This window comes from Aurantibacter aestuarii, assembly GCF_003008425.1.
Lineage (GTDB): Bacteria > Bacteroidota > Bacteroidia > Flavobacteriales > Flavobacteriaceae > Aurantibacter > Aurantibacter aestuarii.
Window position 1 is genome coordinate 336,834 of sequence record NZ_PXOQ01000007.1, and the last position, 22,322, is coordinate 359,155.

The 22,322-nt window shown below is 31.4% G+C and carries 23 protein-coding genes; 3 read left to right on the top strand and 20 right to left on the bottom strand.

What is annotated here, in order from left to right; genetic code table 11:
- Positions 1–39 precede the first annotated feature (39 nt).
- Positions 40–771, bottom strand: a complete 732-nt coding sequence (locus tag C7H52_RS02715) for a lysophospholipid acyltransferase family protein (RefSeq protein WP_106462349.1) — start codon at positions 769–771, stop codon at positions 40–42.
- Positions 772–887: 116 nt separating this feature from the next.
- Between C7H52_RS02715 and trpS the strand changes: the two genes are divergently transcribed.
- Positions 888–1,856: a tryptophan--tRNA ligase gene (gene trpS / locus C7H52_RS02720; RefSeq protein ID WP_106462350.1), complete on the top strand. Its 969-nt coding sequence runs from the start codon at positions 888–890 to the stop codon at positions 1,854–1,856.
- A gap of 52 nt (positions 1,857–1,908) precedes the next feature.
- Here the strand turns inward: trpS and C7H52_RS02725 are convergent, their stop codons facing one another.
- The 3 genes from C7H52_RS02725 to dprA form a co-directional block, all read right to left on the bottom strand.
- The gene (locus C7H52_RS02725) at positions 1,909–2,262 is read right to left on the bottom strand and encodes a hypothetical protein (protein WP_106462351.1); all 354 of its coding nucleotides are present in this window, start codon (positions 2,260–2,262) and stop codon (positions 1,909–1,911) included.
- Between the two features lie 12 nt (positions 2,263–2,274).
- Positions 2,275–3,519 carry a hypothetical protein gene (locus tag C7H52_RS02730; RefSeq protein ID WP_106462352.1) on the bottom strand — a complete coding sequence of 415 codons (1,245 nt, stop codon included), beginning with the start codon at positions 3,517–3,519 and terminating at the stop codon, positions 2,275–2,277.
- Between the two features lie 129 nt (positions 3,520–3,648).
- Positions 3,649–4,752 (bottom strand): DNA-processing protein DprA, encoded by a 1,104-nt coding sequence (dprA, locus tag C7H52_RS02735; protein WP_106462353.1) that lies wholly within the window; start codon positions 4,750–4,752, stop codon positions 3,649–3,651.
- A 106-nt stretch (positions 4,753–4,858) separates the two neighbouring features.
- Between dprA and C7H52_RS02740 the strand changes: the two genes are divergently transcribed.
- A complete protein-coding gene (locus C7H52_RS02740; protein WP_106462354.1) occupies positions 4,859–5,812 on the top strand; it encodes an HU domain-containing protein in 954 nt (317 codons plus the stop codon).
- 75 nt (positions 5,813–5,887) lie between these two features.
- Positions 5,888–6,400 (top strand): acyl-CoA thioesterase, encoded by a 513-nt coding sequence (locus C7H52_RS02745; protein WP_106462355.1) that lies wholly within the window; start codon positions 5,888–5,890, stop codon positions 6,398–6,400.
- A gap of 539 nt (positions 6,401–6,939) precedes the next feature.
- On the opposite strand, the gene C7H52_RS02755 is transcribed toward C7H52_RS02745, so the two are convergent.
- From C7H52_RS02755 to C7H52_RS02830, 16 genes are all read right to left on the bottom strand, one after another.
- Positions 6,940–8,175, bottom strand: coding sequence for a murein hydrolase activator EnvC family protein (locus tag C7H52_RS02755; protein WP_106462357.1), 1,236 nt, complete (start codon positions 8,173–8,175; stop codon positions 6,940–6,942).
- The gene (locus C7H52_RS02760; protein WP_106462358.1) at positions 8,176–8,949 is read right to left on the bottom strand and encodes a DUF4292 domain-containing protein; all 774 of its coding nucleotides are present in this window, start codon (positions 8,947–8,949) and stop codon (positions 8,176–8,178) included. It abuts the gene before it with no gap.
- Between the two features lie 5 nt (positions 8,950–8,954).
- A complete protein-coding gene (locus C7H52_RS02765; protein ID WP_106462359.1) occupies positions 8,955–10,304 on the bottom strand; it encodes a tetratricopeptide repeat protein in 1,350 nt (449 codons plus the stop codon).
- A 37-nt stretch (positions 10,305–10,341) separates the two neighbouring features.
- Positions 10,342–11,361 carry a sugar phosphate nucleotidyltransferase gene (locus C7H52_RS02770; protein ID WP_106462360.1) on the bottom strand — a complete coding sequence of 340 codons (1,020 nt, stop codon included), beginning with the start codon at positions 11,359–11,361 and terminating at the stop codon, positions 10,342–10,344.
- 45 nt (positions 11,362–11,406) lie between these two features.
- On the bottom strand, positions 11,407–12,366 hold the full coding sequence (locus C7H52_RS02775) for a tetratricopeptide repeat protein (RefSeq protein WP_106462361.1): 960 nt from the start codon (positions 12,364–12,366) through the stop codon (positions 11,407–11,409).
- Positions 12,367–12,380: 14 nt separating this feature from the next.
- A complete protein-coding gene (gene dut / locus C7H52_RS02780; RefSeq protein ID WP_106462362.1) occupies positions 12,381–12,815 on the bottom strand; it encodes a dUTP diphosphatase in 435 nt (144 codons plus the stop codon).
- 18 nt (positions 12,816–12,833) lie between these two features.
- Positions 12,834–14,258 (bottom strand): oligosaccharide flippase family protein, encoded by a 1,425-nt coding sequence (locus tag C7H52_RS02785; protein ID WP_106462363.1) that lies wholly within the window; start codon positions 14,256–14,258, stop codon positions 12,834–12,836.
- Between the two features lie 62 nt (positions 14,259–14,320).
- A complete protein-coding gene (locus tag C7H52_RS02790) occupies positions 14,321–14,827 on the bottom strand; it encodes a hypothetical protein (protein WP_106462364.1) in 507 nt (168 codons plus the stop codon).
- A 99-nt stretch (positions 14,828–14,926) separates the two neighbouring features.
- Positions 14,927–16,564: a hypothetical protein gene (locus C7H52_RS02795; protein ID WP_146130000.1), complete on the bottom strand. Its 1,638-nt coding sequence runs from the start codon at positions 16,562–16,564 to the stop codon at positions 14,927–14,929.
- 117 nt (positions 16,565–16,681) lie between these two features.
- Positions 16,682–17,539, bottom strand: coding sequence for an ATP synthase F1 subunit gamma (gene atpG, locus C7H52_RS02800; protein WP_106462366.1), 858 nt, complete (start codon positions 17,537–17,539; stop codon positions 16,682–16,684).
- Positions 17,540–17,609: 70 nt separating this feature from the next.
- Complete coding sequence (gene atpA, locus C7H52_RS02805) at positions 17,610–19,184, bottom strand: F0F1 ATP synthase subunit alpha (protein WP_106462367.1); 1,575 nt, start codon at positions 19,182–19,184, stop codon at positions 17,610–17,612.
- A gap of 58 nt (positions 19,185–19,242) precedes the next feature.
- On the bottom strand, positions 19,243–19,779 hold the full coding sequence (gene atpH / locus C7H52_RS02810; RefSeq protein WP_106462368.1) for an ATP synthase F1 subunit delta: 537 nt from the start codon (positions 19,777–19,779) through the stop codon (positions 19,243–19,245).
- Between the two features lie 52 nt (positions 19,780–19,831).
- Positions 19,832–20,332, bottom strand: a complete 501-nt coding sequence (locus tag C7H52_RS02815; protein WP_106462369.1) for a F0F1 ATP synthase subunit B — start codon at positions 20,330–20,332, stop codon at positions 19,832–19,834.
- A 93-nt stretch (positions 20,333–20,425) separates the two neighbouring features.
- On the bottom strand, positions 20,426–20,614 hold the full coding sequence (atpE, locus tag C7H52_RS02820) for an ATP synthase F0 subunit C (RefSeq protein WP_090837241.1): 189 nt from the start codon (positions 20,612–20,614) through the stop codon (positions 20,426–20,428).
- Positions 20,615–20,685: 71 nt separating this feature from the next.
- A complete protein-coding gene (gene atpB, locus C7H52_RS02825) occupies positions 20,686–21,798 on the bottom strand; it encodes a F0F1 ATP synthase subunit A (RefSeq protein ID WP_106462370.1) in 1,113 nt (370 codons plus the stop codon).
- Between the two features lie 150 nt (positions 21,799–21,948).
- Positions 21,949–22,320 carry a DUF6168 family protein gene (locus tag C7H52_RS02830; RefSeq protein WP_106462371.1) on the bottom strand — a complete coding sequence of 124 codons (372 nt, stop codon included), beginning with the start codon at positions 22,318–22,320 and terminating at the stop codon, positions 21,949–21,951.
- Positions 22,321–22,322: the final 2 nt, after the last annotated feature.

Sequence of the window (22,322 nt, forward strand, 5' to 3'; positions counted from 1 at the left end):
ATTGCCTTTCATTTTTTTACCCGTTATGTCTTTGCTTTTTTAGTAGTTTATTAATTTATTGTAAATTATCATTTTAGTTTTTTCATTTAATGCCTTAGTACCTTTTATATCTAGAGTATCTGTTTTTATAAAAGAATGTATATGGGCTCTCATTTGTCCTGGAGAGCCGCTAAAAAATGTGTAAGAAAACCTTTTTTTATTATCTGGAAAAGTTAATGGAACAATTGGAATTTTATGATTTATAGCTAATCTAAAAGCTCCATCCTTAAATTCGTCTAATAAAATAGATTCTTCAGGCACGCCACCTTCAGGGAAAATACAAATACTTAACCCTTGTTTTAATCGTTTTTGCGCTCTTAAAAACACAGCTTGTCTACTTTTTGTGCTGTTTCTATCTACCAATATAGATGTACGCTTATAAAAAAAACCGAAAACCGGAATTTTAGCTAATTCTGCTTTACCAACAAATACAAATGGATTTTTAATAACCACCAGCATAAGCATAATATCTGTCATTGAAGTGTGGTTAGCAACAAACATATAGCTTCTATGAGGTTCTGGAATAGCATCCTTTGTAATTTTTATATGAAAACCCATCCCAAATAATATAATTTTAGACCAAATACGTGCCATTCTAAAAAAATACGGGTACCAAGTTTCTTTTAAAATTGAGATAATTAAAAAAGGAAACATTACTAAAATTGGTAATGCTAGTAAAACATAAAACCAGATTCTATAAAGTAACCAAAAAAGAATTTTAAACCATTTCATACAATGCCAAATCTAGCTATTTTTATTGAACTATTTTCTTTTTTGAGTCCATACAAATAAATTACCTTTGCTTTTAAACTAAATATTGAAAATCGCCTAATTTGAAGAATTAAATTATGTCTAGAATACTTACAGGAATACAAAGTACAGGAACGCCACATTTGGGTAACATTTTAGGAGCTTTAATACCTGCTATAGAAATGGCAAATAATCCAGAAAATGAATCTTTTTTATTTATTGCCGATTTACATTCCTTAACACAAATTAAGGACGCTAAAGTAATGAGAGAAAACACTTACTCTACTGCAGCAGTTTGGCTTGCTTTTGGTTTAGATATTGAAAAAACAGTGTTTTACAGACAAAGTGATGTCCCACAGGTAACAGAACTAACATGGTATTTAAGCTGTTTCTTTCCATACCAGCGTCTAACATTAGCACATAGTTTTAAAGATAAAGCTGATAGACTAGAAGATGTTAATTCAGGCTTATTTAGTTATCCAATGCTTATGGCTGCCGATATTTTGGCGTATGATGCAGAAATTATTCCGGTAGGTAAAGACCAGTTACAACATATTGAAATGACCAGAGATGTAGCATCTCGTTTTCATGCAAAACTAGGTGAAACCTTTGTGCTTCCAGATGCCAAAATTCAAGAAAATACTATGCTAATTCCTGGAACAGATGGTTCTAAAATGAGTAAAAGTAAAGGCAACACTATAAATGTTTTTTTAGCTGAAAAACAATTACGCAAGCAAATTATGTCTATTGAAACAGACAGTACCGCTTTAGAAGACCCTAAAGACTGGACTACTTGTAATTGTTTTGCTATTTATAGTTTACTAGCTTCTGATAATGAAATTAAAATCATGAAAGCCAATTATGAAAATGGAAATTATGGTTATGGACATGCCAAGCAGGCATTATATGAATTAATTTTAGACAAATTTTCTACTCAAAGAGAGCGTTACAATTATTACATGAGCAATTTAGATGAAATTGATAATACTTTGGCTATAGGCGCTGAGAAAGCTAGTACGGTTTGTAATAGTGTTATAAAACGCGTAAGAGGTAAAGTAGGGTATTAATAAAAAGGTCTGATAATATTATTAGGCCTTTTTTATCGAACAATAATTAAATTTAATGTTCTTTTTTATCTAATTTTTGGAAATTAAAATTTCTGTTTAAAATTTTCTCTTTAAAATTTTCTAACTCTTCTCCTTTTAAAAACTTATGTTCATTTACAGATTTAGAAAAATTGTTCAATCTTCTGCCTAAAATTTTCTCTTTAAATTGTTCTAATTCTTCTCCTTTTAAGTAACTTTTAGAATTAATCTTCTGTTCTAAGATTGAAGTTTGATCTCCTCCTAGTATCTTTATTTTAAAAAGTTTTAATTCTTCACCTTCTAAAAATCTTTGTGAAGGATTAGAATGATTTTGTGAAAAAATAAGTGAAGTAAAAATTAAAAAAACAATAAGAATTAAGCTTTTCATAACAGTCTTATATTAATTATGATAAATTATTTGAAAGCGGCTTAGAGCATTGTTTCCAAATCTAATTCGGTAACCTTGGGCACCAAAACCACCTGTGCCTCCTAAAGCAAAAGCCGTAACAGTAAATGTATGGTTACCTGCTGGCAGGCTTACATATCCATTTCCACTTAACGTGAAATTTTCATTAACTCCTGAGGTTGTACCATTACTATAAGAATTTGCGCAATAAGATACATCCACTGCGGTACCTGTAGTAGCGCCCGTCTCTTGAACCAAAACACCATAACCTCTTGCCTGATCATCTGATATTATTGGTGTAAATGTGCTAAATCTATTTATTGAGCATCCTGTCCAATAAACAACTTCTACAAGTGTGGGCTTAGTTAAAGTTATATTAACTGTATGGATGACTGCAGAGGTAAACGCACCAGTGCTACTTGATAGTTCAAAAGGAGCAGCTAAAAATGTGTCTGCAGAACTTTCATTAGAAGCTTGAGTTGTTACAGAGGGTTCTAAGATAAAATCTCCATTTGCATTCACCTTAACCACAGGATTATCGATCCCATTATTATTAACATTAATTGAGCTTAAATTATCTACTCTTATAGTGTTTCCTGCTCCTGTAAGGTGTAATTTAGCTCCACCTGCACCCATTGTACTTCCAATAACCACATTTCCATTATTATTTACACGTAATTTTTCTACTCCATTTGTAGTTAAACCTACAGCGTCTACACCAGAACTAAATAATCCTGTATTAGTATCTGTTTGAAAAGAATATATTGGAGCTCCTGCAGTTCCTCTACTATAAGATTGTAATTGACCATTATTTGCATTAGATATATTCCATCTATTTATATTTTGGGTTTTTATCCTTAAATCTGTCGCGTCTGTAGTTCCCAAAAAATTAGTGCCTGCAGTAGTTCCTGCATTTCCTGTTAACGTCCAGTCATTAGAAGTGGACGCTGCTGCCATTCTTACCCATAAAGTACCATTCCAGTAATAATAACCTGGAGAAACATCTGCTATGGTATTTATATTATATACCATAGTTCCTGCCGGTAATAAACCACCTTGAGGATTTAAAACTGGAGCTGAAATTAACGTATTTGTAAGTGCAACTCTTGGCGCTAATAAGCCTCCAGTTGAAGATTGCACATCCAAAGCTGCGGTTGGATTTACTGTACCGATTCCAACTTGAGCCACACAAATATCAAAAAGAATAGATAAAACTAAGAATAATGTAATTTTTTTCATTTAAAAGAACGTTAATTATTTATTGCGCATACAATATACGAATGAACGTTCGGTTTTTTGAAAAATTAAAATATTTAAACAAATTCACCTTCACTTGTTAATTATTTAACATTTCAATTGTGCTCATTATTAAACTGTTTCAAATAATTTCCCTGGTAAAGGCCTAATAATACCTTTTAATTCCATAGTAATTAGTAATCCTGCTAATTTATAAGTAGGTATATTACAATCTAAAGCTATAACATCTAGTAATTCTTTGTTTTTATGTTTTAAGTAATTATAAACTAATGTTTCCTCATTAGTCATCTCAACAAAAAGCTGTTTTTGTATTGGTATACTTTTTTGTTTTTCTAAATTCCAGTTTAGTAAATATGGAATGTCTAAAGGGTTAGAGAGCAAATGTGCTTTTTGATGTTTAATTAAATCATTACAACCTACACTTTGAGAATCTGTTACTCTGCCAGGCACTGCAAAGACTTCACGATCGTAAGAATTAGCTATGTCTGCAGTGACTAAACTTCCTCCTTTTTCAGCAGATTCAATAACTATAGTCGCCTCACTTAAACCGGCAATAATTCGATTTCGTTTCAAAAAATTATTTCTATCAAATGCATCTGTACTCCAAAAATCTGTTAAAAAACCACCATTTTTTTCTACATCACTCATGTACTTTTTGTGAACTTTGGGATATATTTGATCTAGTCCATGAGCCAAGCAAGCAATAGTTTGCAACTTATTATTTATGGCTGCTTTATGTGCCGTGATATCTGTACCGTAAGCAAACCCTGAAACAATAATTGGATTGTACATAGCAAGTTCTTCTACTAAACGTTCACAAAAAGCGATTCCTGCAGTCGTGATTTTTCTAGCGCCTACTACACTAATAATATGTGGATTATCTAAATCTATTTGTCCCGCTTCAAATAACACAATTGGAGCGTCAATACATTGTTTTAAACGTTCTGGATAATCTTCATCTTTAAAATAGCGCGGCGTTATAAAATTTTTTTCCATAAAATCAAGCTCCTTTTCAGCCTCAATTAAATGGGTTTTATCAAAAAGATTAGATATTGTTAATTCTCCTATCCCGTCAATTCTAAGTAAATTGGATTTCTTTTCTTTAAAAACTGCTTCAGCAGATCCACAATGAGAAATGAGTTTCTTAGCAGTTACATCTCCTATTTTAGCTACATGTTGAAGGGCTAAAACATATAATAACTCATTTTTTTTCATTTTTATGTTATTGATTTTTAGTTAGAACACTAAAATTTAAGCACAGTGTTAATAACTAATATACAAGAAATTTCAGTCTTTTTTAAAAAAGTATAACTTTGCTCTAATGCAATTACAAACTTACATAAGCGATTTATTATACCGTTACGACTGTGTAACGTTACCAGACTTTGGTTCTTTCGTGACACGACAAGTTTCGGCAGAACTTAACTCTACTACAAAAACCTTTTTTGCTCCAAAAAAAGCTATTTTATTTAATGAACACATTAAAGTAAATGATGGTTTATTAGCACGTTATATTGCAGATGTTGAAAAAATACCATTTGAAGCAGCAAATTTAAAAATTGCAAAACAGGTTGAGCGATTTAAATCTCAATTAATACAAGGAGAAAGCGTAGAACTAGATACTATTGGAGAGTTACGTTTTAATATAGACTCTAAAATTGAATTTAAACCAAGCCTAAGTGTTAATTACTTACCTGAAGCTTTTGGTTTACAACAAATTGTAGTGTCTTCTGTAGAGCGCTTATCAACTTCAGCAGTTACTGAAAAAGCACAAACTCTTGAAAAAGAAACAACAGTTAAGGTAATAAAACCATCAAAATCTAGATCTAAAAACTATTTAAAATATGCAGCTGTCGGACTAGTTGCTTTAACATTAGGTGGTTTTGCTGGTGGAACTTATTACAGCAATCAGGTTAAAACTCATAACCAAGTGGTTATGGAGGAAGCTAATGATGCTATAGAATCTAAAATTCAAGAAGCTACTTTTATAATTTCCAACCCATTACCTTTAGTTAAATTTTCTGTTGAAAAAAAACCAAATGGTCCTTATCATATCATTGCTGGTGCTTATAGAGTTGAAGAAAATAGTCTAAGCAAGGTAGAGCAATTAAAAGATAAAGGATTTAAAGCCCATAAAATTGGTGTAAACAAATATGGTTTACATGAAGTGGCTTATGAAAGTTATAGCGACAAACTTGAAGCCTTATCTGCATTACGACATATTAAAAATAACGAAAACAGTAACGCTTGGTTACTTGTAAAAGCTTTAGATTAAGCTTTTGTAAATTTTCTGTTAATTACTACCATAAACCTATTTTAGGCTTTACATTTGCATAAAATTTGAAGCCCAATGGATGCACGTAAAGCAATAGAATCTCTTACCGTTTTAACCGATATGGTTTTGCCTAGTGAAACTAACCCACTAAATAATCTTTTTGGAGGAGAACTTTTAGCTCGAATGGATCGTGCTGCAAGTATTAGTGCCCGAAGACATTCTCGACGCATTGTCGTAACCGCATCTGTAAATCATGTCGCATTTAATAAATCGGTTCCTCTAGGTAGTGTTGTTACAGTAGAGGCAAAGGTTTCTAGAGCATTTAAGACTTCTATGGAGGTGTTTATGGATGTTTGGGTAGAAGACAGAGAATCTGGTATTAAAACTAAAGCTAACGAAGCTATTTATACTTTTGTTGCTGTAGATGAAACTGGGCAACCTGTAAGAATTCCAGAATTAGTTCCTGAAACCGAATTAGAAATTAGCCGCTTTAAAGGTGCCTTGCGAAGAAAACAGTTAAGTTTAGTACTTGCGGGAAAAATGAAACCTAGTGAAGCTACAGAATTGAGGGCTTTGTTTATGGAATAGAACACTATTTACAGTCTTAAAAAGAAGCTATTCTAAATTTTATTGTTTCGAAAAAAACTTTACAAACTATTTTAAAAGCTTTTGTGTATTTACTCTACTATTTCACGGACTACAAGTCCGCGCTATTGTTTTTTTTAAAATCTAATTCTAATACTTTTAGACTTAATAAGTTGACTAATAAGAGTATTATAAAAAAATTATACAGGTTTTAAAATATTTTTAAAAAAAACTCATTGATTAAATAATAAAAAGCTTAACAATAAAAACCCAAAAATCAATACCCAATCACTGATAAATACCTTAATTTCTGACTGCTCAAATTTTTTTAATTTTTGACTTAAATTGAAATTTAGCTGTTTAAAAATTAGAATTAAGCTTATTAACAAAAAAATAAATGCAAAGATAAAATTATGTTCGTAAATAAAATCCATAAATTTATATCATGATAGTTATAACTTTATCACCAAACCAAGAGAAAAGATTAACCTTTTAGCACGGACTTGGACCTTAAGTCTGTAAAACGCCTTGAAAATTAAGCTTTACATTTTATAAATCCAAAGTGCTGGATTTTGTGTGGTGCTATTTTTAAAAATACTAAATCTTAAAATGGTTTCGTTGGTAATTGGATTAGTAAATATTTCTCCTATATCTTGTTTTGTAGATACTTTTTCTCCTTCACTTACATAGACTTTACCCAAATTGGTATAAGAACTTACATAATTACCATGCTGAATTAATACAGTAATACTTCCTAATTTTGCTTTTTGTACCGCAAGTACTTCGCCATTAAAAACAGCTCTTACTTTAGCATTCGTTTCGGTTGCAATACGCACACCATTACTTTCTATTTGCAAGGATTTATCTATAGGATGCGGTTGGCGCCCATAGCGAAGTTTTATAATTCCTTTTTCTACAGGCCAAGGTAGTTTTCCTTTATTACTTAAAAAGTCTGCTGCTAGAGCTTTAGATTCTGCTGTTAATGCAAACTCTTCTGCCTTACCTACTTTATTACTTGGTTTTACACCTGCTTTTTTGTTAGATTTTGCAATAGCTGCTTTAATTAAATCTGAGATTTCCTTGTCTATTTTTGCAACTTCCTTTTGCTTTTCTCTAACTTCTGCACTGTATTTGTCTAAATCTTTTTGTATTAAAGCTAATATGGCTTTTTGTTCTATAACGTCTTTTTCTAAAGCAATTTTTGCTTTTCTGTTTTCTTCAATTAAAGCATCTTTAGATTTTTTCTGTTCTATTAGTTTTTTATTAACCGCTAATAATTCGTTTGTTTTTTCCGTAATGTTTTCACCTTGCTTTTTTTGATAATCACTATACTGATTTATGTATTGAAGGCGTTTATAAGCTTGTTTAAAATTATTTGAAGACAATAAAAACATAATACGGCTTTGCGTATTTTTATTTTTGTATGACTTGACCAAAAGCTTTGCGTAATTGGCTTTTAAAACCTCAAGTTCTTTATTTAAATCAGAAATTTTATTTTGATTACTATTAATTTCTCTAGTAAGTAAATTAGCCTGCTCATTAGTTACTTTTATAAGATTTCGTCTTACTTCAAGCTTGTAATTTAAATCTTCAATTTTAGACGCTTCAGATTTTTTTTTATTGGTATTTTGAAACAATAAGTTATTGATTTTACGTATTTCATTACGCAATTCTTGTCGGCGTTCTTCTAATTGGTCTTGTTTACTTTTTTGAGCAGAACTTAAGGTTATTCCACAGAAAAAAGCAATACATAAGATTATGACTTTATGTTTAAGCATCTATAGTTTAATTAATTCGTATCCTGAAGGAATTTCAAAAGGAAAACTTAAATCTTTGTCCAAATCTAAGCTTTTTAATTCTAAATTTATTTGTAATTCGCTTCCATCTTCTACCGCTAGAATTTTAATATTTTCAGGAATATTAAGTTGTTTTACTTTTTGATAACTTAAATAATCTATTTGTAAAAAACGTTTTTCTTTGGTTTGGGAAATTTGTTGAGAATTGGATTTAAAATGAGAAGGGTTCATCAAAAAGAAGATTTCATATAACTCCAATTGTTGTTTAGGACTAAGTATGTAAGAATTATCAGCAACAGAACTATTATAAGTTTTAGCATCTAGAGCCAAAATAGGTTGCCCTAAAAGTATGTTTTGAACTTTAAAAAAGTCTAATTCTGTACCAACTAAATTACTTAAATAACTAAAATCTCCATCAAAATAAGTGTTATCTAGTTTGTTGTAAAACGCAACACGATCTTGTGTTATAATTGCTTTAACAAGACCTAATTTGCTTATCCATATGGTTTTATCTTTTTCCATACGAAAAGACACGCTGGTGCTCTGAGATTTATCGCCATTAATGGTTTCAATTTTTAATTTTCCAACTAAAGTCTTAAACTCGGTTTCTGCAGTATTAACTGCATTTACTACTTGTTTTGTTTTAATTGAAGGATCTGCTGTAGCCGAACTTGTAACTGTTTTACTAGCATTACAAGAAGAAAACAAAATGGCTAAAGCAGCAAAAAAAACTGCAAATTTTATAGTTTTGAACATATATTTTAGTTGATTTTAAGCTTGTTTGCTTTGTCTTTAAACGTTTTTGCCTTTTCTAAATTGTTTAGACCATTAAAAGCTTCACTTAATTGTATGTAAAAATCTTTTTCCATAGTTGTGTCTTCAATAAGGTAATCTACACCAATTTCTAAAGTATCTACAGCTTCTTGAAACCGATTTAAACCATTTAAAGCTACGCCATTTAATAAATATAAAATGGGTTGTGCAGGATATATCTCTATGGCTTCATCACTTAAAGTCAATGCTTTATTATAATCTGAAAGATCTATTTGAATTAATATAATTTGTTTAATTAATGTGAAATCCTGATTATTATTTTGATAAGCCTCTAAATAGTAGTCTAATGCTTTTTGTTTGTTCCCTTTTTTAAAGTAATAATTTCCTAAATCTATTGCGCTTGAGGAATCTGAAATTACTGAAGTTGCTTCTATTAAATCGTCTTCATATTTAGGGTTTTGTGCAACAAAACGAACAAAGTCGTTAAGTACTTTACTCTTGCTGGTCGCATCTATTTTTGTACCGTTAATAACAATTTTCATAGACTCTACAGCTAAATCTAATTGATTTTTCTGAATATAAAACTTATATAAAGCCAAATGGACTAACTGAGATGTTGGATTTATTTTTAAAAGGTCTTGAGCTGTTTCGAATGCTTTTTCAGGTTGATTGTTTTCGCTGTAACGATATATTAATTTGAGATAATTAGCTTCATCTTCTGGATTAATCGTTTTTTGGTTTTCTAGATTATCTATGAGTACATCTTGTTGTCCTGTAATTTTATAAATGCTGTTTCTTAATTGTTCGCGTTCACTGGTTATTCCAAATTTTTTATCCAACTCGTCTAAAATAGACAAGGCGCTGTCGTAATCTTTAATCTGAACATAAATGTTTGCAAGGTCTTCCTTATATTTTGGTTGATACTTAACCAGTTCCTTTATAGTATTTACCGCACTATTATAATCTTTTTGCTGTATGTAAACAAAATACAATTCATCTAAAATCCAAAGATTACCTGGTTTAAGTTCTAAGGCTTTTTTTAATGCGTTTGCCGCTAAAACATAATTACCCAGCTTATTGTGGTTTTTACCTAATTCAAAATATAATGAAGCTTCTTCAGGGTTAATTTGAATACATTTTTGAACGTATTCTATTGCTTTTTCATAATTTTCAATTCCTTTTTGTTTGATGGCTTCAAAGAAATACTCCTGAAATTTATTTTCGTTATTGCCTAAATCGTCATTTGGGGTTTTATTAAAATCTACTTGAGCACAAAGCATTGATGGGATTAAAACTAACCCCACTAACAAGTTTAATAAATGTGCTTTACGATTCATAAATTTTAAAAAAAGATATATTGAAATTTCTCAATAACTATTCCATTGTCGTGTAATCTCCAATACTTATTTTGGTAAAATCACCATTATATTTTACGTGATTACCTATCATCGCTTCATTTAATTGAGCATTTGCAATTGTACTATGATTTTGTATTAGACTGTTTTGAATGGTACAATTCTCTATAATACAATTATTACCAATAGATACATGAGGTCCAATTGTAGTGTTTTTAAGTTTTACATTTTCACCTATGATACATGGCTCGATAATATTAGAATTCTCTAAGATTACAGAATCCGAAATCATTTGTTCTATGCCATCAGCCTTAATAAAGTCAAGCATCTTAGCATTAGTTTCTAAAGTAATATTTTTATTACCACAATCCATCCATTCGTCTACCGTACCTGTTTTAAACACTTTTCCTTTAGACATCATTGCTTTAATACCATCATTGATTTGGTATTCTCCACCATGGATAATATTATTATCTAAAACGGTTTGTAGTTCTGCTTTTAATTCGGCAACCTCTTTAAAATAATAAATCCCAATTACTGCCTGGTTACTTACAAAAGTTTCTGGTTTTTCAACCAATTCTATAATATTTTGGTCTTTATTTAGTTTTACAACACCATACGCTTCAGGGTTTTCAACTTCCTTGGTCCATATTACAGCATCTGCTTCTGGATCTAAATTAAAACTTGCACGAATTAAGGTGTCTGCATAAGCAATTACAGCTGGTCCAGATAATGAAGGCTCGGCACACATAATAGCATGTCCTGTGCCTAATGGTTGGTCTTGTCTATAAATAGAAGCTTTTGCGCCTAAGCTCTCTGCTAATTCAGTTAAATGCGAAACCACATCTTCTCCAAACCAAGCAGGATCACCTAAAACAAATGCGATTTCTGTAACAGGTTGATCTAAGACTTTTACAATGTCTTTTACCAAACGATGTACTATTGGTTGCCCTGCTACAGGAATTAATGGTTTTGGAACGGTTAAACTATGTGGACGAAGACGTGAACCACGTCCCGCCATAGGAACTATAATTTTCATTTTATTATTTCTTATCCCTTAAAAAGGTGGTTTTAATTATTTGAATTAATTAACAATATTTAAGTTATTGTCTTTTGCGATTTCTAAAAACTCATTTTTCATCCCTTTTTCTTCCATCGTCTTGTAAATTAAACTTAAAATTTGTTCTGCATCTGCTTTATATGGAGATTCCATTTTTACATACAATTTATAAGCTTTCATTATATTATCTGCAGCAGCATTATAATCTTCTTTAAAGATATACATCCTTGACAACCCATAATAACTTTCAGGATTGTCTTTATAGTATTTTTTAAGCTTTTTATAATACTTTATAGCATTATCATAATCTTCCAGATACTGGTAAGCTATGCCAATATTCATTAAAGGCATGGAACCTTTTGGATCAATCTCTAGAGATTTCTTATAGGCTTCTATAGCTTCTTTATTTCGGTTTAATCTGCGATAGGTAATCCCTAAATTATCCCAAGCAAAAGCAAATTTTGGGTCAATTTGTACGGCTTTTTTATAATGCATTAAGGCTGTTTGAAAATCTTCATTTTCTCCTGCTCTAATACCTAAAGAATATTGAGCTCTTGCTTCATCATTTTTAGAGATGGATTTTCTTCGAGTTTCATCATTTGAAAAATAAATATCTCTCATATCTCCACAAGTTTCCATAAGATAATCTTCAATTTCTTGATAATCTTCCTGAGTATTGAGTGTAAGTGTATAATTTTTTGTAGTACTATTTAAATTATCTACAGACTTATCCAGCTCTTTCGTATTAGAAATCGTATCATTTAAAACTTCCGAAATAGTTTCTAATTTATGGCTAAGTTGGTAGCTTGTATTTGCAGATTCTATGCATGATTTTATTTCAGCACTTTTATCTTCAAAACTTAAAGCTGTATCTATTTTTGCGATACAGTCGCAAGCATTTAAAGAAACTTCTACAACTTTTTCTGAATTGTCTTGTGCAAGACTGAATGTTGAGTACAATAGTGCTATAATAAAATATTTCATTGCCTATAAGTTTTTTATTTTACACCTGTACTTCCAAAACCGCCTTCTCCACGTTGTGTTTCAGATAATTGATTTACCTCTTTCCATTCGGCACGTTCGTGTTTTGCAATAACCAGTTGTGCGATTCGCTCGCCGTTTTGTATGGTAAAAGCTTCATTAGATAGGTTAACTAAAATAACACCAATTTCACCTCTATAATCTGCATCTATAGTTCCAGGAGCATTTAAAACTGTTATTCCATTTTTAGCAGCTAAACCACTTCTTGGTCTTACCTGTGCTTCAATACCTACTGGTAACTCAATAAATAAACCTGTTTTTACAATTGTGCGCTCTAAAGGCTTTAAAGTAACTGAGGCTTCTAAATGAGCCCTTAAATCCATTCCTGCAGAACCTAAGGTTTCATAACTAGGTAACTCATGACTGGATTTATTAATAATTTGAATTTGCATAGATTTATTCTTAGAGTTCTAACGGTTTAATAATTGTTTTAGTTCTTTCTTTTCTACCATAACTACTAATCCCAAAAATACTAAAACAAAAAATGTGTTTAAGTAATAATTTTGATGGGTTTTTAAAGCACATAGAGATAAAAGAGTTGCACTAACTAAATACAAGAGTATTTTTTTAATATCGTAAGGCACTGGATAATACTTCTGCCCTAATAAATAAGACACTAACATCATTGACACATAGGTAATTAATGTTGCCCAGGCAGAAGCCATAAAACCAATTTCCTTTACAAACATAATGTTCAGTCCAATAGTAATTAATGCCCCAAAAATAGAAATATACATTCCATAGCGTGTTTTGTCGGTAAGTTTATACCAAATGGCTAAATTAAAATAAATGCCTAAACACAAGTTTGCAAGTAAAATAATAGGCACAATCTCTAAGGCTATCCAATAGTCAGGATTGTCTACTAAAATGACTTTAAACACATCTAAATAGGCAATTATAAATACCAGCATGGCACAACCTAAAATGACAAAGTACTTCATAATAAAAGCATAGGTCGTCGTTGCGTTTTTTTCTTTAGCATGATTAAAAAAGAATGGTTCTGCACCCAGACGAAATGCCATGATAAAAATGGTCATAAACACTCCTAGTTTGTAGCAGCCTGCATAAGCACCATTAACCGATTTTCCTAAAACCTGAGGAATCCAGAATTTATCAAAATTTTCGTTTATAACATAAGCTAAACCAGCCACCATAATTGGCCAGCTATAATTTAATAACTGTTTTAAAATGCGTTTACTAAATTGAAGTTTTGTTCTGAAAAAATAAGGTAGTAATAATAAAAAGGTTACTAAACTTGCCATTAAGTTGGCTATAAATATATAAGTTACCAGCTGCGTGTTATTATAACCTGGAAAGTTGATTTGAAATTTAGGTATTGCCCACAAAAAAAAGTAGTTTAAAACCACTACAATAATAATATTAATAAGCTTTATTGCCGTAAACTTAATAGGTCTTCCTGAAGCTCTCAAATAAGCAAAAGGTATTGCTACTAAGGTGTCTAAAACTAATACACCTACTAATAAATTAAAAAAGGTTTGGTCTAGCGCTACAAAGTTGGCCAAACTTTCATTAAATGAAATGACGATTATAAAAAAGACAGCTGTTGTTGACAATAGGCTTATCAAGGCTGTAGAAAATATCTTATCCTTTTCTTTGCTTTTACTAAAAAACCTAAAAAAAGCGGTTTCCATACCATAGGTTAGCAATACATTAAAAAAAGCCGCGTAGATGTAAAACGTAGTGTTTTCGGAATAACTAGTCGTCTCTAATGTTTCGGTATGTAAACTTACAAGAATAATATTCATTAGTCTTGGAATTACAGTGGCTAAACCATAAATTATAGTATCCTTTAGAAACTTTTTTAAAACGCTCAAGTAAATCTATTTATTGGTCTAAATGTACGTTATATAAGCTGCTTTTCAAAAAAGTGTATGAATTACTTTTTAGGCGGTGTAGATGGATAATACGTTGCGGGTAATTCTTTAAGTTTTGTGGTTTTTAAGAATTTTGTACGACTGTTTTCAATATAACTGATGACACATTCTTTGTCATTTAAATTGAATGGCATTTTAGAAATATCTGGGAGTTCGTTTTCTAATTCTTCAATTTGGTTTTCAGACATAATTAAATCTCTATTTGATGGACCATTTAATACTGCTGTATAGGAGTTATTCTGCAATTTTAATTTCCCTTTTAGTCCTCTAAAATAAATACTATCTAGTTCTGAATTTTTAGGGTTAGATAAAATATCAACCATTAATTTATACGACTCACCAACTTCCTCTTTACCTGCTACTTGTTTTTGATAAGTCACTTGATTAATCTTAATGAGTGCATCTTTCTCAAATAGTAGTGCGTTGTTAGCATTTTTGTTTTTATTAGTGGAGCATGTTGTTAAAACAGCTAAACTAAATATTATTGTAAGTAATCCGTAAATTTTCATAGCTGTAAGTTTTTGTTTATTACAATATAGGCATAAATTTAAAAAAGCCTCATTTGAAAATTCAAATAAGGCTTTAATACTATTAAATTAGTTTTAGAACTAGTTTAGCGTCATTACACCAATACAGTTTCCTTCTTTATTTCCTCCATAAATATAATACACGTTTGAAGCTTTTCTATACTTCGTTGCTGGACGTATTACAATCTGTTTTTTCTCAAATTCTAAAGGATCTGTTCGCTCTAACTCTCCTGTTTGCTCATCAAAAGTAAACGCAACAGGAATCATCTTTTTAATATTTCTAACTTTTTTTACATCGTCAATATCTGTAATCCCGATGTTTTTAGGGTCATCATTAACCACCACAGTTAATTCTCCATTGTGATAAATTGGGATAGCACTTAAAAATTCTGGTCCATTACCTAGTATGGCTAATGGGAAATATAATCCAGCAGACACTGAAACACCTCCATTACCTCCACCAAAACCAAGAGTAAAACCTAATTCTGACACAGTAACCTGCTGCTCTTTAGGAATAACATTACTCCATTCTAAACTACCATCTTGTTTTAGAGCGGTAACGATAATTTCATTTGAAATATAAGTATATGGAGTAATTGCCAATGGGCCAATACCACTAGAACGGCCTTGCACTACTAAAGCATATTCAGACAAAACAATAACACCACCATTATCTCTTTCTACGAAAGAAATATTTCTATAAAAAGGTTTTAAATCTTTCCCTTTCTTTGCTCGTCTTTCTCCAATTAACTTCTCTTTTACAGCTACAGTAAAATCGTTAAAAGTCTGCTTTGTTACCTCGCCTGTTGTGTAATTAAACGTCACGTCATAAATACCTTCAACCGTATATTCTGCTCTACCACTATTTTTTAAATCTGAATAAAATCCAATTGCGTGTAAGGTATTATCCTTTGTCTCCATCAAACTACAGTTTAAGGCACGCTTACCTTGTAAGGTTACGTTGGTTACTTGTTTTTTGTATTCATTTTTAGAAAGATAAGCGTGAATGGTAATGTTGTTAACACTTGTTTTATTTTTTTTATCTCTAAAACTTTCTGTAGTTGCTATTAAAACATCTCCATGCTCATTAACTTGAACATCAGAAAAATCGAAAAATTGATCCTTTTGTTCTTCAAAGACAACTTCATAAGTATCACTTAAAACCTCGTTTAAATTATTATCGTAAAGTTTAACGCTATAAGCCAACTCTTCTTTTCTCTCGTTTATTCCAACGTGAGAAATAAGATAATTATATTCATCATAAGATGTTGTAAATACAAAACTTCCCATTTTACTTTTTTTCTCTACTGGCACAGAAAGTAAATTAGTTGTTTTTATAATTTTATCATCTTTAATTTCTTTAGCTATAAAATTATTGGTCTTTTCTTTTCTATCATAATAAGACAACATTAAATAAATTTTATCCCCTAAAACGGTTAAATCCTGAATTTCTAGTTTGTTTCCATTTAATTTATCAAACTCTAATAAAACACTAGACTTAAAATTACTTGTAGCTGCATCAAAAGTTTGAAGGAAAAACTTGTTTTTCTGTCTTGCTAATGCATAAATAGTATTATTATGAACTCCTGAAATTTGGATGACTTCACCTATTTTAGTGTCTGTAACAGGCTCTCCAAAATCTAAGCTGATATCTCCCACTTTTAGCTGTGCGGATAAACTTGTGCAAATAAGAAATACGAGTAAAGAAATTTTTTTCATGTTTTTTTGAGTTTAATTAATAAAAAAAGCTTTATTCTTTAAAGAATAAAGCTTCTTAAGTAATTTAAAATTATCTTATAAGAGATAATTAATTGATAATATGTTTAAAAGTTATTTTTAGTTATTTAAAGCTTCTGCTCCACCAACAATTTCTAAAATTTCGTTAGTAATGGCTGCTTGTCTTGCTTTGTTATAAGTTAATTTTAACTGGTCTCTTAATTCTTTAGCGTTATCTGTTGCTTTGTGCATAGCCGTCATACGTGCACCATGCTCTGAAGCGAAAGAATCTCTAACACCTTTGTATAATTGTGTTTTTAAAGATTTTGGAATTAATTCCTCTACAATTTTTTCTTTTTCTGGCTCGAAAATATAATCTAACACGACATTAGAATCGTTTTCAACAGGAACAATTGGCAAGAATTGTTCTACCATTACTAATTGTGTTGCTGCGTTTTTAAATTTATTATAAACAATTTCGATTTTATCGACTTCGCCATTAACAAATTTTTCCATCAAACTTTCTGCTATTTCAGAAACGTTTTCAAAAGTTAAGTCGTCATAAACTTTACTTTCGTTACCCACCACTGTAAATGACTTAGATAAAATATCGTTAGCTTTTTTACCTATAGTTAAAAAAGACACGTTTTTACCTGCGTACTTAGCGGCTAAAGCAGTAGATTGTTTAATAATATTAGTATTAAAAGCACCACATAATCCTCTGTTTGAGGTAATGGCTACAATTAATACATTTTTTACTTCACGTTGTTCTGCAAATTTGCTTCCAGAATCTGCATCTAAAGTAGCACTTAAACTTTGTAAAAGTTCAGTTAATTTATCTGCATAAGGACGCATTGCAGTAATAGCATCTTGGGCTTTCTTCAGCTTTGCAGCAGATACCATTTTCATGGCACTGGTAATCTGCATCGTAGAATTAACCGATGATATTCTGTTACGTATTTCTTTTAAATTTGCCATTTGTTAGTCTTTAGTGTTTAGTTGTTAGTCTATAGTTTAGATCACTACAGACTAACGACTAAAGTCTAATTTAATATTTAGCTGATAATTCTTTAGCTACTAAAGTTAAGGTGTCGATTACCTCATCTGTTAACTTACCAGCTTTTAGAGTATCTAAAGTGTCTCTATGCTTAGCATTTAAGAACTCTAAATAATCTCTTTCAAATTCTTTTACTTTCTCTACAGGAACATTCTTTAATAAGTTTTTAGAACCTGCGTAGATAATTGCAACCTGATCTTCAACTTTAAACGGATCGTTTTGTCCTTGCTTTAAAATCTCAACGTTACGCTTACCTTTATTAATTACGTTTAAAGTTACCGCATCTAAATCTGATCCAAACTTCGCGAATGCTTCTAATTCACGGAATTGTGCCTGGTCTAATTTTAAAGTACCAGATACTTTTTTCATAGACTTAATCTGTGCGTTACCACCTACACGAGATACCGAAATACCTACGTTAATTGCTGGTCTAACTCCAGAGTTAAATAAATCTCCATCTAAGAAAATTTGTCCGTCTGTAATAGAAATTACGTTTGTTGGAATATATGCCGAAACGTCTCCCGCTTGAGTTTCAATAATTGGAAGTGCTGTTAAAGAACCACCACCTTTTACGATTCCTTTGATAGAATCTGGTAAGTCATTCATTTCTCTAGCAATCGCATCATTATTAATTACTTTTGCAGAACGCTCTAATAATCTTGAGTGTAAGTAGAAAACGTCACCTGGATAAGCCTCACGTCCTGGTGGACGACGTAATAATAAAGATACCTCACGGTAAGCAACCGCTTGTTTAGATAAATCATCAAAAACAATTAATGCTGGTCTACCTGTATCTCTAAAATATTCTCCAATAGATGCTCCAGTAAATGGTGCATATACCTGCATTGCTGCTGGATCACTTGCGTTTGCTGCAACAATAGTAGTATAAGCTAAAGCGCCTTTTTCTTCTAATGTTTTAGCAATGTTTGCTACTGTAGATGCTTTTTGTCCTACTGCAACATATATACAATATACAGGATTTCCTGCATCGTAAAATTCTTTCTGATTTAAGATGGCATCAATACAAACGGTTGTTTTACCTGTTTGTCTATCTCCAATAACAAGCTCACGCTGACCTCTACCTACAGGAATCATCGCATCAATTGCTTTAATACCAGTTTGCATTGGTTCTGTTACTGGCTCTCTGTAAATAACACCAGGAGCTTTACGCTCTAATGGCATCTGGTAAGTTTCCCCAACAATAGGACCTTTACCATCAATTGGATTTCCTAAAGTATCTACCACACGACCAACAATACCTTCACCTACGTTAATAGAAGCGATACGGTTAGTTCTTTTTACTGTAGATCCTTCTCTTACTCCTACTGAAGTTCCTAAAAGTACAATACCTACATTATCTTCTTCAAGGTTAAGTACGATACCTTCTAATCCACCTTCGAATTCTACTAACTCACCATATTGTGCGTTAGATAGTCCGTAAGCTCTTACAATACCATCACCAACAGTTAATACTGTCCCTACTTCGTTTAATGAAGCACCTGCTTCAAAACCTGAAAGTTGTTGTTTTAAGATCGCTGATACTTCAGCTGGTTTTACTTCTGCCATTTTATTTAGTCTTTAGACGCTAGAGGTTAGACGTTAGATACATCTAATTTCCAACACTTTAGTTTAATGTAAATTCTCTTTTTAATTTGTTTAGTTTGTTGGCAATACTTGCATCGTACTGTATATCTCCAACTCTTAAAATGAAACCACCTAAAATAGTTTCATCTACTATATTTTTTACCGTTACAGCTTTACCCGTTAATTCTTTAACTTTTTGTAAAACCTTAGTTTCTAAATCTCCCGATAATTCTACTGCGGTAGTAACTGTTGCGGTTTGGTTACCTATAGACTCATTATAAATTACAACATATTTTGATGCAACTGCTCCTATAATATCTAAACGGTTATTTGTAATTAAGGTATTAATTAAGTCTAAGGTATTTTTTGTGGTATTAGGAAAAACAGCTAATAAAGCCGATTTTTTAACCTCAGCACTTATTACAGGGCTGCTTAAAACATCTTGTAATTCCTTACTACCATTAACCGTATTAGCTATTAAACTCATATCATTATTTACAGCTTCTGCTGCATTTTGATCTTGAGCTAAAGCTAAAACTGCTTTGGCGTAACGTATGGCTGCTCTTGTTCCTGACATATCCTATACTAACCTTTTCAAAAAAGAAAAGGATTGTTTGTTAATTAATAATTTAGTTTAAAGTCGCTTCACCTAACATAGACTCCACTAATGCTTCTTGCTTGTCTTTATTAGATAATTCTTGGCGTACCACTTTTTCTGCAATTTCTAAAGATAAGCTTGCTACGTGAGATTTTAACTCTGCCATAGCTGCTTTTTTCTCACTTTCTATAGCTGCTTGAGCTTGAGCAATCATAGCATTAGCCTGAACTTGAGCTTCTTCTTTAGCTGAAGAAATCATAGTTTCTTTCATCTCGCGAGCTTCTTTTAATAATACTTCGCGTTCTGCACGAGCTTCTTTTAATAATTTATCGTTAGATGCAGTTAAGTTTTGCATTTCTAACTTTGCTTTCTCTGCTGAATCTAATGCATTTTGAATACCATCTTCACGAGATTGTAACGCGTCTAAGATAGGTTTCCATGCAAATTTTCTCATTAATAAAATTAATATTAATAAGATAACCGCTTGCATTATAAATAAGCCAACCGAAAAATCATTTAATAAAGTTTCCATATGGTATAGATTAACTAACTATTGTTTTGTTTAATTTTTAAAAACAGTTTCTGCAACCAACCGTTACAGAAACTGAGTTTGTTTGTTTTAGGATTAAGCTCCTAAGATTAACGCACCGAAAGCTAAACCTTCTAATAAGGCACCAATGATGATCATGGCAGTTTGGATTTTTCCAGCTGCTTCAGGTTGACGAGCAATACCTTCCATTGCTTTTCCACCAATTTGACCTAATCCGATTCCTCCACCGATTACGATTAATCCTGCTCCAATTAAATTGTACATACTAATTTGATTTTTATAAATATTAATTAAACAAATTCTCTTTAAATTTCAGCTTACACTGAAATATTATATTAATGATGTTCGTGTTCTTCAACCGCCATCCCTATAAATAGAGATGATAACATCGTAAAAATAAACGCCTGTAAAAATGCTACTAAAATTTCTATAACCGAAATAAATAGAGCCAATACTAAAGACATTCCTGTAGACGCAACTGGTCCGAATGCTTCTTTCATCGTAATCATTAAAGCTATTAAGCTCATTACTACGAAGTGACCTGCCGTCATGTTAGCAAATAAACGTACTAATAATGAAAACGGTTTGATAATAACAAATCCTATTAATTCTATAACTGCTAATATTGGTCTTAATATTACTGGCACTCCTGGCATCCACAACGTGTGCGCCCAGAAATCTTTACTACCACTAAATAAGTAAATTATAGCTGTGAAAATAGCTAAACATACTGTTACTGCTATTTGTCCTGTTACGTTAAATCCTAATGGTGTTAAACCTAATAAATTTAATATCCAGATAAAGAAAAACACAGTTAATAAGAAGCCCATAAACTTACGGTACTTTTTACCAATGTTTGGTTTTGCAATATCATCTCTTACATAAATAACTAAAGGCTCTAAAACTCTAGCAAAACCTTTTGGTACAGAATGTCCTTTTTTATAACCTCTTGCTAAAGCACCAAACCCTAATAACATTAAGATTCCTGCCAATAACATTCCAAAAACAGATTTGGTTATAGAAAAGTCTAATACTTTGTGAGCGTTTGTAGGATGATTTTCCTCATCAAAATTAATTGAAGTTGCTCCTTCTTCTAATTCGTATATTTTACTGTGAAGTTTTACTAAACGTGCATCTCCTTTTTCAACAATAACTTCACCATTATCATCATGATGAAATGCAGACGACATAAAGGTTTTTAAACCATCATTAGTCCAAACAATTACAGGTAAAGGAAAGCTTACATGAGTACCTGACTCGTTATCTGTAAATAAATGAAAATCGTGAGAATCTTTTAAGTGATGAGCAATATAGTCTTTAATTTCCTCTGGAGTATCTATGGTATTGCCTGGCTGACCATTATCGCTACCGCCAGCAAATGCTGAGAATGACGTAAAAATGAAAGCTAAAGCTGCTATAAATTGAATAGATTTTGTTGCTACCATCATATTTTTTCTAACTAATGAAATTTATGCTTCGTAAATTTTGTGCAAATGTACGCAATAATTTAAAATACCAAACCCTTTTTTTTATTCAATTTTTATGTTAAAATTTCAGGATGAGATATCTATGAATAAATTCGCTTTAAATTTTGTTAACTATTTGCTGTTTAGCAACTTTCCTACGGCAATAGCTTCTACTATTAAAAACAGGAATAGTGGGACTACCAGAGCTATTTTATCGGCTTGTTCTAATTGGTCCTTTGCAAAAACAGAGGTTTGAAACAACAATACAAATGCCCCAATTTTAAAAAACATCAACATAAGGTATGCATATCCTGCCTGATTAGGCAACTTACTCGCCACCAACTCTACAGCCACATATACTATAATTGCTGCTATAGCATGAAAGCCGTAAACTGATATTAAAGGAAAAGACAAGGCTTTAATACTTAAATAGTTATGAATATTATAAGCGACAAGAAATAACACCACAAGCGCTGCAGTTACGATAAGAATACGTTTTAGCATTT

Bases quoted from the DNA above. Each gene is read 5' to 3' on its own strand.
- C7H52_RS02760 (WP_106462358.1), bottom strand. From the start codon at position 8,949: ATGTTCAAAACTATAAAATTTGCAGTTTTTTTTGCTGCTTTAGCCATT.
- C7H52_RS02730 (WP_106462352.1), bottom strand. From the start codon at position 3,519: ATGAAAAAAATTACATTATTCTTAGTTTTATCTATTCTTTTTGATATT.
- C7H52_RS02775 (WP_106462361.1), bottom strand. From the start codon at position 12,366: ATGAAATATTTTATTATAGCACTATTGTACTCAACATTCAGTCTTGCA.
- dprA (WP_106462353.1), bottom strand. From the start codon at position 4,752: ATGAAAAAAAATGAGTTATTATATGTTTTAGCCCTTCAACATGTAGCT.
- dut (WP_106462362.1), bottom strand. From the start codon at position 12,815: ATGCAAATTCAAATTATTAATAAATCCAGTCATGAGTTACCTAGTTAT.
- atpA (WP_106462367.1), bottom strand. From the start codon at position 19,184: ATGGCAGAAGTAAAACCAGCTGAAGTATCAGCGATCTTAAAACAACAA.
- C7H52_RS02770 (WP_106462360.1), bottom strand. From the start codon at position 11,361: ATGAAAATTATAGTTCCTATGGCGGGACGTGGTTCACGTCTTCGTCCA.
- C7H52_RS02745 (WP_106462355.1), top strand. From the start codon at position 5,888: ATGGATGCACGTAAAGCAATAGAATCTCTTACCGTTTTAACCGATATG.
- C7H52_RS02830 (WP_106462371.1), bottom strand. From the start codon at position 22,320: ATGCTAAAACGTATTCTTATCGTAACTGCAGCGCTTGTGGTGTTATTT.
- C7H52_RS02795 (WP_146130000.1), bottom strand. From the start codon at position 16,564: ATGAAAAAAATTTCTTTACTCGTATTTCTTATTTGCACAAGTTTATCC.
- atpE (WP_090837241.1), bottom strand. From the start codon at position 20,614: ATGTACAATTTAATTGGAGCAGGATTAATCGTAATCGGTGGAGGAATC.
- C7H52_RS02715 (WP_106462349.1), bottom strand. From the start codon at position 771: ATGAAATGGTTTAAAATTCTTTTTTGGTTACTTTATAGAATCTGGTTT.
- C7H52_RS02755 (WP_106462357.1), bottom strand. From the start codon at position 8,175: ATGCTTAAACATAAAGTCATAATCTTATGTATTGCTTTTTTCTGTGGA.
- atpB (WP_106462370.1), bottom strand. From the start codon at position 21,798: ATGATGGTAGCAACAAAATCTATTCAATTTATAGCAGCTTTAGCTTTC.
- C7H52_RS02765 (WP_106462359.1), bottom strand. From the start codon at position 10,304: ATGAATCGTAAAGCACATTTATTAAACTTGTTAGTGGGGTTAGTTTTA.
- C7H52_RS02740 (WP_106462354.1), top strand. From the start codon at position 4,859: ATGCAATTACAAACTTACATAAGCGATTTATTATACCGTTACGACTGT.
- C7H52_RS02725 (WP_106462351.1), bottom strand. From the start codon at position 2,262: ATGAAAAGCTTAATTCTTATTGTTTTTTTAATTTTTACTTCACTTATT.
- atpH (WP_106462368.1), bottom strand. From the start codon at position 19,779: ATGTCAGGAACAAGAGCAGCCATACGTTACGCCAAAGCAGTTTTAGCT.
- atpG (WP_106462366.1), bottom strand. From the start codon at position 17,539: ATGGCAAATTTAAAAGAAATACGTAACAGAATATCATCGGTTAATTCT.
- C7H52_RS02790 (WP_106462364.1), bottom strand. From the start codon at position 14,827: ATGAAAATTTACGGATTACTTACAATAATATTTAGTTTAGCTGTTTTA.
- C7H52_RS02815 (WP_106462369.1), bottom strand. From the start codon at position 20,332: ATGGAAACTTTATTAAATGATTTTTCGGTTGGCTTATTTATAATGCAA.
- trpS (WP_106462350.1), top strand. From the start codon at position 888: ATGTCTAGAATACTTACAGGAATACAAAGTACAGGAACGCCACATTTG.